Origin of the sequence: Parapedobacter koreensis, from assembly GCF_900109365.1 — a bacterium.
GTDB classification, from domain to species: Bacteria; Bacteroidota; Bacteroidia; order Sphingobacteriales; family Sphingobacteriaceae; genus Parapedobacter; species Parapedobacter koreensis.
This window is the reverse complement of the sequence record NZ_FNZR01000002.1, coordinates 173,631-188,000: the sequence shown is the minus strand read 5'-3', so window position 1 is coordinate 188,000 and position 14,370 is coordinate 173,631. Positions and strand designations below refer to the sequence as shown.

Genomic DNA, 14,370 nt, shown 5'->3' with positions numbered 1-14,370 from the left:
TCATTCCGATGCAGGATGCAGCGGATGGAGTGCATGCGTTTCAATCAGGATTTGCTCCGCTACGTAATAACCACATAGCGGATTCGAAATCAGGCACCATCGGAAATATCCTATTTCCGGAGTAGATGGGTAAGCGCGGTAAGGTGGGGGAACTCAACCAACATGCCTATGATGATCGCGGCATAGATAAGCGGTTGCCCGGGGAGGGTTACCACGGTCACGCCGAGCATGAGGGGTGCATTACGGGCGGCGGTGGTCATGGCTAGCAGGACACGTTCCGGGCGGGAGAACCCGAAGAGGTTCGATAATCCTTCACCGATAAAATAAGTGGTCACAAAAAACAGGAAGACAGCGAGCAGGATGATGGCAAAAGTGCCCGCGTGATCAAGGATGATACCGACATTGGCGGAAAAGATCAGCGTGACCAGCAGGGCGATGACGTATGGTGTGGAAGCACCCGCCAGCGCCACGGACCGGTCGAACAGCTTTGCGGGCAAAAGGATTTTAAGGATCATTCTCAGGATAACCGCACCCGCAAACGGCATCAGGAACCAGTGTATAACCGTATCCAACAGGGATACCGGCAGCTCAACCTGTTTGGCGGCAAACAGCCAGAGGTAGACCGGATAGAGGAAAAGCTGCGTTACCATATTGACGGGAATCAGGATGGCACCGAGCGTCACATTGCCATTGGCAAGCTTGGTAAAACCAAGCATCCAGTCGGTGCAGGGCGCCATGAAGTAAATCAGCAAGCCGGTAAAAAAGAGCGGCTGCCCTGAAAGGAAGAGGGAGGCAACCAGAAAGCCGAGGGTTGAGATGATAATGAAATTGGCCACCCACGCTACGGTAAGGAATAGCAGGTATCTGCGTGCCCGTGCCAGGATTTCAAATCTGACCTCAAAGAATAAAAGACCCACCAGTGTGAGCACAACGTGGTCAACATAGTTCCCGAGCAGTTCGCCTGTAGCCGGAGCGATGGATCCGATTGCGGAACCGGCAAGGATACCGGCAACGATAAGCGCGGTGGTGTAAAAGCTGGTGGGGTTATCGTTCATGTCTTGATAAAGCTTCGGGTATCTTTGAGGGAATGTGTGGATACCATGGTTTTGCGGGGTCGGCATAGAACCTATCAATCAATCGCGGGTGGAACATACAGCAGCTCCCCGAGCTTATAGGTGTCGATATCCTTTCCATCGGAGATGGACACGGTCGTGGTTTCCGTGTCCCAGCCGTCGGTGTCCGTATCCCAATAAAAAACATGGATGGTTTCCACCGGGTCGTCGTTTTCCTCTGGACCGATGGAATACGGTGTGCCCTTTCCGGTGTAGAGCACGATCTTGTCTCCCGGTACGTCCCGGCGGTCGCCAAAGCCGAAGCTGTGCCCAAGACTGTCGGAAACCGTGAAACTTCTGAGGTCCACGGTTGCATGGATATGCAGCTGCAGCCTTTCACCTGCCTTTCCGGGTGCGATATAGTGAACTATCGTGATATCCATATCAAATTCCGGTTAACATTTGCAATCCTCTTGGCAGCAGGAAAGGTCATCGAGGAACATGTTGTGGCGGCGGTACAGTTTGACAGCCGCATCAGTATCCATACCGAGCTGGGTGGCTATCCGGTGAGCCACGATGCCAAATCGCTGCCGGAATTTGTAGATGAAGCAGAAAATTACGTTCTGGTGCATCACGTGCGGGCCGGCAAGGTAGAGGTTGGGTGTCCTCGTGGATTCATCCCATTCATTAAGCTGCGGGCGGCCACCAGTGTTGTAGAATAAATCGTGGATCTGCTCCTCGCCTCCCTTGAATCCCGTCGCAAGTATGGGCGGGGTAGGCGACTCATAATAGCCGCTGCCGGTATGTATGCGGAAGGCACCATTGCCACCGTGGGTCACCTTCTTTACTTCCGTTCGCTCCTCCAGTCGGATACCGTCCGCGGCCGTGGTTTCATCGAGCCGCTGTTTGGTATAAAACGAGAGGGTAACGCTCGGATCCTGGCTTTTGCTGTCCATAACCGTTCCCCGTTCAAGGATTGCGGTTTCCCTGCCCAGCATGGCAAGATTCAGCGCGGCATCGACACCGCTTTCGTACCCGCCGATGATGGTGAAATCATCGCCCAGGAGATCTCGGTAGGAGCCAATGCGCGAGTTGTGGATGCACAGTTCCGCACCCGGAAAAGGGCGGTCGTTGGGAAACTGGAACTCCCCCGTGGACCAGATAAGGTATTCCGCCACATAGTAGGCATCAACGGTTTCCAGCACAAAGTCCCTGTCGCGTTTCACGACGGTCATCACCTCCCGCTCTTCGTGGACGGGCAGCTGGAACTCGTAGACCACTCGGTTCAGGTAGTGGACATATTCCGGTCCGCTCAGGTGCTCCTTTCCCGAGCTGTAGGCTGGCGAGGTATTGATGGCCACGGCATTGAGGTCGAGCAGGCCGAACTGTGTGCTTTGGAATGATGGGGTCAGGAAACGCGTTTCCGTTGTCCATTTCAGGAACGTAGAGCCGATAAGCCCCTTTTCGAGGATGACGAAGTCATAGACGCCGAAATCCTTCAGTGCCACGCCCATCCCGATACCCGCGGGTCCCGCGCCAACGATCACGGTGCGGTACGTTTTCAGTGTTTTCTGCTGCTTGCTACTTTTTTTTGTATCCATTTCCGAATGAATCGCTATATGGCGGATTCCGGCGGCACCTATCTTCTCTTAGTTAGTCCCCCCTGGTCGGGGAAAATGATGTATACCCGGGCGAATGCCGTTTCCAAACCGGGACAAATATAAGTGGTTTGGGTGTACGGAAAAAAAATAAAGCAACATTGTTGCTTTATTTTACAGTGTCTGTAGATTTGCATATCCAGTAGAAGCCGGATTAGGCAATGAAAGCACGTTTATGTCCATTGATCGCAATTTTCCAGCTGGCGCTGCTCCTGGGCATGCTGACAAGCAACATGCTATTCATGCACAGCCATGTGGCTAATGGCCGGATCATCATCCACGTGCACCCCTATCCGCTGGATGACGATGGGCGTGTAAAGCAGCACCCGCACAACGGGGATGAGCTTTACCGCCTTGACATCCTCTTTGCCGCGACGTTCCTCGGCGGGGAGACCCTGGATGGGATCGATGCACTGCTATTCGGGCATGCAGTTTGCCATGTGGCATTCCCGTTGCCGCAGTCTATCCAATCCCCGGTACCTGAAATATTTTATCTTCGCGGCCCCCCAAAAGGCAATGCGTAGTCGTTTTTCCGGTACCGGATACGGCTTTCTCTCCTGCACCGGTTGTAGTCAATAATCCAGGTCATTATGGGATAGGGCTTGGTACCGTCGGTGCCTTCCCTTGGTTCGGTCGTTCATGTTTCAGTGCGGCCGGAAACTGAATTCAATAAAACATGAACATGAAGAACTTTCTGATACTTTTCTCGCGACAGGTAAGAAAAAGATGCAGAAACCTCAAAGAGAAATCGAACTTTACAAAAAACAGTGTAACGATGGCTTTAAGCAAGTTTTTTTAGAGAATCTTACACTACAATCTAAAGATTTAATCGTAAAAATCGAACGATAATTGACTAGGCTATTACAATTTGGGTCACAGGTTTTTATTGGTATAAAAAAAGGAGACAACCATTACTTGGTGTCTCCTTAAGTGAACCCGCTGGTACAGAACTCGAACTCTTTTTTGGAAGATTTAAGGCGATTAAATCAACTTAAAGACAGTCCGTACCAATCTGATATATTCGTGGAAAAGGTAAATCAACCTAAACCTAAACAGCTTCAAATTTCGACAAAGGTAAACAAATTGAAAAAATGACAATGCGTTTCCTCGGAAAATTTTCATGCTTCCTGCAAAAAAATCTTTCCCTACTTCGACCTGTATTCTGTATCAAACTCATTGCTAAGAGCAATATTTGTGTTTAGATAGTGATAGTGTACAATTTAAAAACCCTTAGCTATGAGACATCCTTTGAACAATATTGTGGCTGAAATACAGAAGCAAGAGAGAAAGCTGTCAGCCGAAACATCCAGTTTCATTGACGAGGCATATAAGATGACGATTTACCTCCAAGAATTATTATGTGCCGTCAAAGAGGATGTGATAACGAGGGCTTTTCCGACAAGAACGAGGAAATCCATTTCTTTAAACAGATAAAGCCGAACATACTCGGAAAACTTATCTATTACAATAAGGTGTACCGGATTGAGACGGCTTGCCCCGTGGATAACGGCAACATGAACCAAAACTATTATGCCTTACAGCTTCGTGAATTGACACAGGAATACAGAGAGCATGTTTGCAATTCGGCTTTTTACAGGTACCACCGTTCCGGTAGAACCGATAAGGACGGAGAATATTTCACGTTGGGAAATATCAATTACCATGACGGGCTGAACAGCTTTGTATTTGAAATCGACCCCAAATTTTCAACCTATTTTGATTACAAAGTGGCGAAAATCATAGCCAACGAATTAATCTATAATTACCTAACTAGTAAGCTAAGCCCCGAACAAAATCCCGATGTCCTGCTACAGCATGAGGAAACCAAAGATGTTTTTTGGACACAATCGAAAAATGCCCTTATCGAATTGATTTATGCACTCTACGCCTGCGATGCCATTTCACATGGGAAAATAGGCATCCGCAAAATCAGCATGGTTTTCCAAATCCTGTTCCGTGTATCACTGAACGACATCCATAACAGCTTCCACCGGATGAAAACCCGTGCAGGCTCACGGACGTTGTTTTTAGACCAACTCAAATACAGCTTAGAGGAATATATGGACAGGGAAGACGACCTATAATTTTTGTATTCTCTTTCCATCAAAAAGGACAGCATCAATCGGTGCTGTCTTTTTTTGCCCGTTTGCCTATATGTGTCTATCGGCAAACCCATTGATTTGGATGCCGACCGATTGACCAAAAGTGCAAAAATCCCCCAAAAACAGCACTTTGCATGAATTGTAAAAAAATGAAAAAAGTGCCTTTTTGATAGACACGTATCGGAAGACAGCCTGCGCCAATCGCTCCAATTTTGTGGTGTTAGAAATCATTAAAAAGTATTGTTATGAACATCGACAGAATGGAATTTATCGCATGGATGGAACGTATAATGGAGCGTTTCGATATTTTGAAAGAGTACGTCCTAAACATCAAGAAAGAACGGCACAGCATAGACGGCGAGGAATTACTGGACAACCAAGACCTGCTCCTTATGCTGAAAATCAGCCACCGCTCCCTACAACGATACCGCTCCACGGGCAAGCTACCGTATTACACCATTAGTGGAAAACTGTACTACAAACTATCGGATGTACACCAGTTCATTAGGGAAAGTTTTAAAGCCCCCTTACGGCGCACAAAAGAAAACCGATGACAAACCCTACCACGAAAAGACGAGTACGGCTATGCCGTACCTGCTTCGCCTACTTTCGGACAATGTAAACTTTAAAAAATCAATATCATGAGCGAACAGACAAATGAAAATCCACAGCAATATCCCGAACAGCTTTCGGATGTGCTGTTGGTGATGGACAAGGAAAAAAAGAAAATCCAAGCCGTCACGGGTGTTGACGAAAACGGCAATCTGAAAACCGTTGATGCCACCAAGAAAAACCAAAGCCAATTTATGCGAGTGGACAGAGCCGGAGATTTATTTACAAATTTCTTCTCCAACTTTTGGCGACAGCTTAAAGACCCGACCCATTTTTCATTCTTCAAAGTGCCTGCAAAGGAAGCGGTCGAAACCGCTAATGAAATGCAGAAACAGGTCGATGCCCCCACCAAAGAGGGCGAGGCTGTTATGGCAAAGCATGAGGTCAAAGAGCCAAAGGAGCAACAACAGGAAACCAAAAAGGATGTGGAAGCACCACAGGCGACACCGGAAGCTCCGCAAGCACAGGAAAAAAGCGAATACCGCTATAAGGCGGAAGATGTGGACTGGAATTATTTAGCGCAATTTGGGATAAACAAAGAGAGGCTTGAAAAAGACGGGCAATTGGATTTACTGTTAAAGGGCTATAAGACCAATAAGGTATATCCCACAAGTGTCAATTTCGGTGCGGTTATCATGCGCTCGGATGCAAGGCTCGGTTTCCAAGACGGTGAAGACGGAAAACCTGTACTTATGATGTATGGTGTACGCCATGAACCCAACCTTAAAGCCCCTTTCTTTGGTCACGAGTTTACCAAAGAGGACAGGGAAAACCTGCTCAAAACCGGAAACATGGGGCGTGTGGTGGAATTGACCAACCGCAAGACAGGAGAAAAGATACCGTCCATTATCAGTATTGACCACCTAACGAACGAGGTTATCGCATTCCGGCAGGACAGGATAAAAGTACCCGATGAGATTAAGGGCGTAAAGTTGACCGAAGACCAAAAACGGGATTTAAAAGATGGGAAAGCCATTTATTTAGAGGGGTTGGATTTTAAGAACAGTACGAACAAAAATGCCCATGTGCAGTTCAACGCCGACAAAAAATATCCAGAGTACCTTTTTGGCGATAAAGCCCCCAAACAGACACAGGAAAACGACCCGAAAATATTCCGCAACAAAGTGTTTTCGGATGAACAGTACAAGCAACTCACCGAGGGCAAGACGATTTATGTTTCGGATTTCAAGGACGGAAAAGGAAACCCGTATAAAGGCTACGTTACGCTGAACAAAGAAACAGGGGGTTATAATTTCAGCTTTAAAAACCCCAATGCGCTGAAAAATAAGGTACAGCCTGCCGAAGCGCACAAAACACAGGTTGCCGTAAACTCCAACGGAAAAACCAACGAAGCGACCAAACACGTCAACGAGCCTCTGAAACCGGAACAACAAACGCCGAAAAATAAAACTCAACAGCAACGGCAAAATGACCCCAACCGTCCGGCTAAATCCAGAGGGGTAAGAAGATAATACCATCAAAAAACATTTTTCTTTGGAAATCCCCTTTCACAGAATACGAATGGGGTTCTCAAAGAGAAATGTCCATCATATAATCCATTAAAAGAGATAGTATCATGAAAGCAATCATTGCAGAAAAGCCAAGTGTGGCGAGGGAAATAGCTACCCTGTTGGGAGCGACCGAAAAACGGGATGGCTACCTAATAGGGAACGGCTATGAAGTTACGTGGGCATTGGGGCATCTGGTCGGACTGGCGATGCCCGAAGATTACGGGGTATCGGGCTTCCAAAGGGAAGCCCTGCCCATATTGCCCAACCCTTTTTTACTGACGGTACGAAAGATTAAAAAGGACAAAAGCTATGTTCCCGATAACGGGGCATTAAAACAGTTAAATATTATCGAACAGGTCATCGGCAGATGCGATAGTATTATCGTGGCTACCGATGCCGGACGTGAGGGGGAACTCATCTTTAGGTATATCTATGAATACCTAAAGTGCCGGAAACCTTTCGAACGTTTATGGATAAGCTCGCTCACGGAAAAGGCGATTAAACAGGGTTTTGACAACCTAAAAGCCGGAAGCGATTTTGACGGGCTATACAGAGCCGGACAAGGACGGAGCAAAGCCGATTGGCTTGTGGGCATCAATGCCTCGCAGGCGTTGAGCATTTCGGCAGGGCGTGGCGTTTACTCGCTTGGCAGGGTACAAACGCCTACGCTTGCCCTTATCTGCAAGCGGTATTTGGAAAACAAAGACTTTGCCGTCAAGAAATACTTTCAAATCCAGTTGGAACACCGCAAAGAATTTACGGACTTTAAGAGCCTTTCCAAAACCAAATGGGATGACAGGAAACTTGCTGACGATACGCTAAAATCCATTCAGCGTAACGGAACAGCGACCGTTACGGCAATGGAAACCAAAACAGTTACGGAGCAACCGCCTTTACTGTTCGACCTTACGGGGTTGCAGAAAGAAGCCAATAAAAGAGCATCCTATACTGCCGAGGAAACATTGAACATTGCCCAAAGCCTGTATGAAAAGAAGTTTATCACCTATCCACGTACAGGGAGTAAATATATTCCCGAAGATATGTGGTCGGAAATCCCTGCACTGGTAAGGAATTTGGAAGCCCGTGCTTCCTGCAAAAAAGCGGTCGGAAAAGTGAAATGGGGGCGTTTCAATAAACGCATAGTGAACGATGTAAAAGTAACAGACCACCACGGTCTGTTGATTACCGAGAAAATCCCATCCGAATTAACAGCGCATGAAAATGTTATCTATGATATGATTGCGCACCGCCTACTGGAAGCCCTTTCGTCTGCCTGTACCAAAGAAATAACCGACATCGGATTGCAGGCTTTTCACTATGATTTTACACTGAAAGGGTGTAAAATCATAGAAGCCGGCTGGCGTGGCATCAAGGGAAAATTCACGGATGAGGACAGCGACCCTGTGCAGGAACTGCCGGAATTAAAGGTGGGCGATGAGCTGAAAATCAAAGTGGCATCCGTACTTGAAAAGAAAACCAAACCGCCTGTGCTTTATACCGAGGCAGGTCTGTTGTCCGCAATGGAAAATGCCGGAAAAGAGATTGACAACGAGGACGAACGGAAAGCCCTAAAAGACATCGGTATCGGTACACCTGCCACAAGAGCCTCCATTATAGAAACGCTTTTTAAGAGGGATTACATTCGGCGTGAAAAGAAATCCCTTATCCCTACCCATAAGGGATTGCAGGTTTACGGGGCGGTTAAGGACAAAAAGATTGCGGATGTAGCCATGACCGCCGAATGGGAAATGGCTTTGCAGAAAATCGAGAACAACGATGCAAATGCAGATGCTTTTCACCGTGATATGGAAACCTATGCCACTTTCATTACACGGGAACTTTTGGACACGGGCATTGCCCATGAAAAGCAACCCGAACTGACCTGCCCCAAATGCAAGAGCCGTCAGCTATTGGTTTGGAACAAGGTTGTAAAATGCCCCGATGAGGCTTGCAACTGGCTTCAATTCCGTACCGTGTGCGGAGTGCCGTTGAGCGTTGCCGATATAGAAAACCTCGTGACCAAAGGAAAGACCAACCTTATCAAAGGCATGAAAAGCAATTCGGGCAATAAATTCAATGCCTATATCGTGATGAACGATAAAGCCGAAACCTCCTTTGAGTTTGAGAACAGGAAACCAAAAAGGAAATAAATGTTTTGTTTTTTGGACGGCATACAGCGTGAGGGATAGAAGCGACATCCTTTTGCGGTCCTCGCAGATCCGCAAAAGATACAGCGGATAGCCCGACCCGTCTGCATTTTTCGATAGCCTGGGCATGGGGATAAAATGCAGACGGTGGCACGCCCAAATCCTACTTTTCGTCCTGCCCGTCCATTTTCTTGATAAGTTCCTCCCGAAGCGCATCAAGGAATTTGGTACGGTTCATCTTCCGGTTTCTCAACTCCAAATAAGTCTGATAAAAATTGCCCAAATCAATATCAAATGTGCTTTCAAAGATTTGGGCTACTTCCCTTATATCGTTGTTCCCGTTGTCAAATACATTTTGATAGTGCAGGGCATAAATCAGTTCTATCAAGGCTACTTTGCTACCTGTCCATTTCAGCTTCTTTTGGGTTTTCGATTTATCTTTTTGGAATTTGTTATACAACTGGTCTTCGATGTAAACCTGTATCAAATCATTGGCTATTATCTTGGCGACCTTGTAATCATGTGAGGTGGAAAAGGACTGGTCAGACTGGAAATAATAAGTGTCCAACCATAGCTTAATATCGTGGTTGCCCCGTAAAAACATTTTCTCGTCAAGGAACGAGTTATTGCTACGGTAGTACTTGTAAAAATCGAGGTTGTTGTCAAAGAACCTCTTTAGCTTTTTCAGTTCTTTTTTGAGGTATTTCCTTATGGGCTTTGCTCTGTAGGGCTTCTTTGTCTCGATTTTATAAATGGCGTTGTAGTAAATGAGTTTTGCTAAAATAGCAGGTTTCTGATATTTGAAAAAACGGATTTCTTCATTCACATTCTTAAACCCTCTTTTCAAGACATATTCCTTTACTTCGGACAAGCATTGTACAATTACGTGTATAACAGCCTCTATTCGTTGTACAGAGCAATCAGCATCTATTCCAGTTTCGGTGATTGAGGTTTCCAGTTTAGAAAGTGTTTCATTGTAAAATTTATCCATCCAATTATTTTAATTGCTATTTTATTAGAAATGCCTAAATCTGTTGTGTTTAGGCATTATCCAATTCCTCGTTTATAATTTTAGAGAGATGACAGGGCTACCCATCATCTACACGCTATTTTTTTAATAAAGAATAGCTAAACACTGCCTTTCTGCAATTCAAAGATGGTGATTTCTGGAAGTATACCCACACGACCGGGATATCCAAGAAATCCAAAACCAGCATTAACATATAGCTGCTTGTTTCCCTCCGAATAAAGCCCTGCCCATTCTTTGTAAATGTATTGCACAGGACTCCATTGGAAGTGTTCGCTCCGCACACCAAACTGCATTCCATGTGTATGTCCGGCAAACATTGCATCAACATCCGTATCTAATACCTGTTCACGCCAATGCGATGGGTCGTGTGACAGGAGTAGTTTTACTGCTTCTTCCTCGGTTCCGAGCAATGCCTTTTGAATATTCCCTCTATTCGAAAAGTTCCTCGTACCCCAGTTTTCTACTCCCACGATGGAAATAGTTTCGTTATCCACTTTGACCTTGCGGTTCTCGTTGCGAAGCAAATCCCATCCCATGACCTTATGTGTGCCAACGAGGTTTTTGAGGTTTCGGTGCTTTTCGGGAGAATCCCCGTAACCGAAATGGTAATCGCCATAGTCATGGTTTCCGAGTACCGAGAATACCCCTAAATCGGCTTTCAACTTGGAAAACAAATCTTGATAGTCCCACATCTCCGAAGCAAGGTGATTGACCAAGTCGCCCGTAAAAAAAATCATATCCGGTTTTTCCCCCATCAATAACTCTATCCCACCTGATACCGCTTTTTTATTGTAAAACGAACCCGAATGCACATCCGAAATCTGTGCAATGGTCATACCATGAAAGGTTTGTGGAAGATTAGGCAGGTACAGCTTTTGCCGACGAATCCTATAATCGTATGCACCCGAAATTACACCCCACGATAGCCCAAAGAACGGCAACGAAGCCACGACCAATCCCGACTTGAGCAAAAAATCGGAACGTGTGATTACATGCCTCTGCTTGTCTCCGATAAGTTGGGGAGAGGGAGTTTCTTTTTCTTTTTTTGGAAAGAGAAAACGGGAAATCCACACGCCTCCACGCCTAATGTCGTCAGTAACCAAGACCAGTCCATAGCTAAATTTACACATGGTCGTAATGATAAATGTAATCACAATACCGGAACGGTAAGCAAACGGAAAATCGGAGCGAAGCGCTGTGAATAACCCGATTAGGAGCATGATGCTATACCCCCACCACAGCCATCCAAACCATATTTTCTTCGCAAAGGGGATGCTCGACCCACGCAATGCGAAGAAAACATAAAAGTCCAAAGCGACAATAAGTATGGCATAGAAAAGAAGCATACGGTATATTTATTTGCCTAATTTTTGTTGAACCTGTGCAGGGTAGCGTTCGCCTACAATTTTAATTGTCGCCAATGCTGCATTTATTTTGCTCAACTCGTCATTGGTTAATGAAACATTTGTCGCACCAATGTTTTCTTGTAAGCGGTGTAATTTCGATGTTCCCGGAATTGGAACGATGAAAAGTTTTTGAGCCAATAACCAACCTAATGCAATTTGTGCAGGTGTAGCGTTTTTGTCTTTCGCAATGGAAACAACCAAATCAACTAATGCTTGGTTGGCTTCCCTATTTTCTTTGCTGAAACGTGGCGACATATTTCTTGCATCGGTTTTATCCAATTCCACATCTGCGTTTATTGTTCCTGTCAAAAATCCTTTGCCCAATGGACTAAAAGGCACAAAACCAATACCTAATTCTTCCAATGTCGGAATAATTTTATCTTCGGGCTCACGATAAAACATTGAGTATTCGCTTTGCAAAGCGGTTACAGGCAAAACGGCGTTTGCTTTGCGAATGGTTTCTGCATTTACTTCACACAAACCAAAATGTTTTACTTTTCCCTCTTTTATCAGGTCTTTTACAGCACCTGCAACGTCTTCAATAGGAACATTCGGGTCGAACCTGTGCTGATAAAACAAATCAATTACGTCTGTCCGCAACCTTTTCAAAGACGCTTCGGCAACGGCTTTTATGTTTTCGGGACTACTGTCTAATCCCAATCTCCCATCCCCGTCTTTGAAACCGAATTTTGTAGCAATCACAACTTCATTACGCAATGGTTCAAGTGCTTCGCCTACCAAGAGTTCGTTTTCTCCATAACCTTGCGCCGTGTCAAAGAAAGTGACTCCGTGTTCAACTGCCGAACGTATTAACTTTATGCTGTCTTCCTTTGTAGGTGCATTCGGAAAACTTAATCCCATACACCCAAAACCCAATACAGATACTTCCAATCCGCTGTTTCCTAATTTTCTTTTGTTCATCTTTTTTGATTTTAAAATTTGTTAGTACAAAATTGGCTCAATAAAAAATGAAACCATTTGCCATTTGGCAAAAAGTGATTTTAGCGGATATTCTTTCTTATTCTGCTTAAAGATGATTGCGTAATGCCCAAATAGGAAGCGATGTATGACAAAGGCACACGATTTACCAATGTTGGAAACTTCTCGATAAAGTCAAGGTAGCGTTCTGTTCCGTCCTGCGAAACCAATTCGCTTCTTCTTGCAATTTTTTCGCCGTGATGTTTAGTGATTATTTTTTGAATAATGCTATCCCAACCAATAATCGTTGCGGAAAGGTCTTTCCAATTTTGTTTTGAAAAAACAACCAATTTGCAATCGGTAATGGCAGACAGATATTCGGAAGGCGTAAAAACTTCATCAACTGTGTTTCCCGATAAAATCAAATGGTTTTCCTCAATAAAATAGCGTGTAATTTCTTCACCTTTGTTGTTGTAATAAAAAACACGAATAACACCGTCCGTAAGAAACCCAACCTGTCTAACTGTTTTTCCCGCTTCCCAATAATATTCGTCTTTTTTGAGTTCTATTTCTGTCGCCTTGCTTGTAATCAAGTCTATCTGCTGTTTGTTCAAATTACCGAACTGCAACAGGTAATTTATAAATTCTTCCATAGTACAAAATTATTAAATGGTTTGGTATGACGATTTGCCAAATGACAAAATGCAATATTATTTCTGTGTTTCCTAAGGTAACTATCGTTTAGTCACTTATTCTTATACCCTTACTCCTGCTGTATCAAATGCTGTAAATCGGGGTCGTTCTTAATCCGCTCCATTTCGCTTTCGACAATCTGCATAACGTCCGTTTTAACCTGCCTGTAATTGGCTTCAATGACCTGCTTCATATTGTCGTTGCCGTGTTCATTGGTAAAGGATAATATCTTTGGTATCTTTTTGTAGGCTTTGGTTTCGGCAATGAAGTTATTTACTTTTCATCCCGCTCATCCATTCTCCGTATTAGTTCCTCCCGAAGTGTATCAAGGAATTTAGTACGGTTCATCTTCCGGTTTCTCAATTCCAAATAGGTCTGGTAGAAATTGCCCAAATCAATGCCAAAGGCACTTTCAAAATATTGGGCTACTTCCCTTATATCGTTGTTCCCGTTGTCAAACACATTTTGATAATGCAGGGCATAAATCAATTCTATCAATGCCACTTTGCTACCTGTCCATTTCAGATTTTTCGGTGCTTTCGATTTGTCTTTTTGGAATTTGTTATACAACTGGTCTTCGATGTAAACCTGTATCAAATCGTTGGCTATTATCTTGGCGACCTTGTAATCATGTGACGTGGAAAAGGACTGGTCAGACTGGAAATAATAGGTGTCCAACCATAGCTTTATATCGTGGTTGCCACGAACAAAAAAACTTTCGTCAAGGAACGAATTATTGCTACGATAATACTTATAAAAATCGAGGTTGTTGTCAAAGAACCTTTTTAGCTTTTTCAGTTCTTTGTTGAGGTACTTCCTTATGGGCTTTGCTCCGTAGGGTTTCTTCGTTTCGATTTTGTAAATGGCATTGTAGTAAATGAGTTTTGCTACAATGGCAGGTTTCTGATATTTGAAAAAACGGATTTCTTCGTCAGTATTCTTAAACCCTCTTTTTAGAACACGTTCCTTTAATTCGGACAGGTTTTCAACAATGAGGTGTATAACAGCCTCTATCCGTTGTACGGAGCAGTCAGTTTCAATCTCCAGTTCTTGGATTGCAGTTTCAAGTTTAAGGTATGTTTCATTATAGAAATTGTCCATCCGCTTCATTTGAGATTTCTAATATTTGGGGTTAGTCTTAATGCTAACAGTGCCTAAATTTGTTTTATTTAGGCACTGTTAGCATTTTTTTGTGTAATCAACAAATTTGTTTAATTTGAAATAACTACGTCATAGCTGTC

At 44.5% G+C, this 14,370-nt stretch carries 13 protein-coding genes and 1 pseudogene; 5 read left to right on the top strand and 9 right to left on the bottom strand.

Annotated elements, in window-relative coordinates; translation table 11 throughout:
• Positions 1-110: 110 nt before the first annotated feature.
• The 3 genes from BMW65_RS04930 to BMW65_RS04920 form a co-directional block, all read right to left on the bottom strand.
• Positions 111-1,055, bottom strand: a complete 945-nt coding sequence (locus BMW65_RS04930; RefSeq protein WP_090603271.1) for an arsenic resistance protein — start codon at positions 1,053-1,055, stop codon at positions 111-113.
• A 74-nt stretch (positions 1,056-1,129) separates the two neighbouring features.
• A complete protein-coding gene (locus BMW65_RS04925) occupies positions 1,130-1,495 on the bottom strand; it encodes a hypothetical protein (protein WP_090603270.1) in 366 nt (121 codons plus the stop codon).
• A gap of 12 nt (positions 1,496-1,507) precedes the next feature.
• Positions 1,508-2,653: an NAD(P)/FAD-dependent oxidoreductase gene (locus BMW65_RS04920; protein WP_090603268.1), complete on the bottom strand. Its 1,146-nt coding sequence runs from the start codon at positions 2,651-2,653 to the stop codon at positions 1,508-1,510.
• A gap of 218 nt (positions 2,654-2,871) precedes the next feature.
• Here BMW65_RS04920 and BMW65_RS04915 point away from each other — a divergent pair, with 218 nt between their 5' ends.
• The 5 genes from BMW65_RS04915 (at position 2,872) to BMW65_RS04885 (ending at position 9,085) form a co-directional block, all read left to right on the top strand.
• Positions 2,872-3,234 (top strand): hypothetical protein, encoded by a 363-nt coding sequence (locus BMW65_RS04915; RefSeq protein ID WP_090603267.1) that lies wholly within the window; start codon positions 2,872-2,874, stop codon positions 3,232-3,234.
• A gap of 834 nt (positions 3,235-4,068) precedes the next feature.
• Positions 4,069-4,794 carry an RteC domain-containing protein gene (locus tag BMW65_RS04905; protein ID WP_449406341.1) on the top strand — a complete coding sequence of 242 codons (726 nt, stop codon included), beginning with the start codon at positions 4,069-4,071 and terminating at the stop codon, positions 4,792-4,794.
• 263 nt (positions 4,795-5,057) lie between these two features.
• Positions 5,058-5,366 (top strand): helix-turn-helix domain-containing protein, encoded by a 309-nt coding sequence (locus BMW65_RS04895; protein ID WP_090603262.1) that lies wholly within the window; start codon positions 5,058-5,060, stop codon positions 5,364-5,366.
• A gap of 87 nt (positions 5,367-5,453) precedes the next feature.
• On the top strand, positions 5,454-6,896 hold the full coding sequence (locus BMW65_RS04890) for a DUF3945 domain-containing protein (protein WP_090603261.1): 1,443 nt from the start codon (positions 5,454-5,456) through the stop codon (positions 6,894-6,896).
• A 104-nt stretch (positions 6,897-7,000) separates the two neighbouring features.
• Positions 7,001-9,085 (top strand): type IA DNA topoisomerase, encoded by a 2,085-nt coding sequence (locus tag BMW65_RS04885; protein ID WP_090603259.1) that lies wholly within the window; start codon positions 7,001-7,003, stop codon positions 9,083-9,085.
• 160 nt (positions 9,086-9,245) lie between these two features.
• Here the strand turns inward: BMW65_RS04885 and BMW65_RS04880 are convergent, their stop codons facing one another.
• The 6 genes and pseudogenes from BMW65_RS04880 to BMW65_RS04860 form a co-directional block, all read right to left on the bottom strand.
• Complete coding sequence (locus BMW65_RS04880; protein ID WP_090603258.1) at positions 9,246-10,073, bottom strand: RteC domain-containing protein; 828 nt, start codon at positions 10,071-10,073, stop codon at positions 9,246-9,248.
• 137 nt (positions 10,074-10,210) lie between these two features.
• Positions 10,211-11,458, bottom strand: coding sequence for a metallophosphoesterase (locus tag BMW65_RS04875; RefSeq protein ID WP_079718345.1), 1,248 nt, complete (start codon positions 11,456-11,458; stop codon positions 10,211-10,213).
• A 9-nt stretch (positions 11,459-11,467) separates the two neighbouring features.
• Positions 11,468-12,439 (bottom strand): aldo/keto reductase, encoded by a 972-nt coding sequence (locus BMW65_RS04870; protein WP_013407623.1) that lies wholly within the window; start codon positions 12,437-12,439, stop codon positions 11,468-11,470.
• Between the two features lie 80 nt (positions 12,440-12,519).
• A complete protein-coding gene (locus tag BMW65_RS04865; protein ID WP_079718344.1) occupies positions 12,520-13,089 on the bottom strand; it encodes a Crp/Fnr family transcriptional regulator in 570 nt (189 codons plus the stop codon).
• Between the two features lie 110 nt (positions 13,090-13,199).
• Positions 13,200-13,391, bottom strand: a pseudogene (locus BMW65_RS24820) (hypothetical protein); the annotation flags it as partial.
• An 11-nt stretch (positions 13,392-13,402) separates the two neighbouring features.
• Positions 13,403-14,230 (bottom strand): RteC domain-containing protein, encoded by an 828-nt coding sequence (locus BMW65_RS04860; RefSeq protein ID WP_090604232.1) that lies wholly within the window; start codon positions 14,228-14,230, stop codon positions 13,403-13,405.
• Between the last annotated feature and the right edge of the window lie 140 nt (positions 14,231-14,370).

Excerpts from the sequence above, each read along its gene's own strand:
- BMW65_RS04930 (WP_090603271.1), bottom strand. The coding sequence starts at position 1,055 with ATGAACGATAACCCCACCAGCTTTTACACCACCGCGCTTATCGTTGCC.
- BMW65_RS04925 (WP_090603270.1), bottom strand. The coding sequence starts at position 1,495 with ATGGATATCACGATAGTTCACTATATCGCACCCGGAAAGGCAGGTGAA.
- BMW65_RS04920 (WP_090603268.1), bottom strand. The coding sequence starts at position 2,653 with ATGGATACAAAAAAAAGTAGCAAGCAGCAGAAAACACTGAAAACGTAC.
- BMW65_RS04915 (WP_090603267.1), top strand. The coding sequence starts at position 2,872 with ATGAAAGCACGTTTATGTCCATTGATCGCAATTTTCCAGCTGGCGCTG.
- BMW65_RS04905 (WP_449406341.1), top strand. The coding sequence starts at position 4,069 with ATGTGCCGTCAAAGAGGATGTGATAACGAGGGCTTTTCCGACAAGAAC.
- BMW65_RS04895 (WP_090603262.1), top strand. The coding sequence starts at position 5,058 with ATGAACATCGACAGAATGGAATTTATCGCATGGATGGAACGTATAATG.
- BMW65_RS04890 (WP_090603261.1), top strand. The coding sequence starts at position 5,454 with ATGAGCGAACAGACAAATGAAAATCCACAGCAATATCCCGAACAGCTT.
- BMW65_RS04885 (WP_090603259.1), top strand. The coding sequence starts at position 7,001 with ATGAAAGCAATCATTGCAGAAAAGCCAAGTGTGGCGAGGGAAATAGCT.
- BMW65_RS04880 (WP_090603258.1), bottom strand. The coding sequence starts at position 10,073 with ATGGATAAATTTTACAATGAAACACTTTCTAAACTGGAAACCTCAATC.
- BMW65_RS04875 (WP_079718345.1), bottom strand. The coding sequence starts at position 11,458 with ATGCTTCTTTTCTATGCCATACTTATTGTCGCTTTGGACTTTTATGTT.
- BMW65_RS04870 (WP_013407623.1), bottom strand. The coding sequence starts at position 12,439 with ATGAACAAAAGAAAATTAGGAAACAGCGGATTGGAAGTATCTGTATTG.
- BMW65_RS04865 (WP_079718344.1), bottom strand. The coding sequence starts at position 13,089 with ATGGAAGAATTTATAAATTACCTGTTGCAGTTCGGTAATTTGAACAAA.
- BMW65_RS04860 (WP_090604232.1), bottom strand. The coding sequence starts at position 14,230 with ATGGACAATTTCTATAATGAAACATACCTTAAACTTGAAACTGCAATC.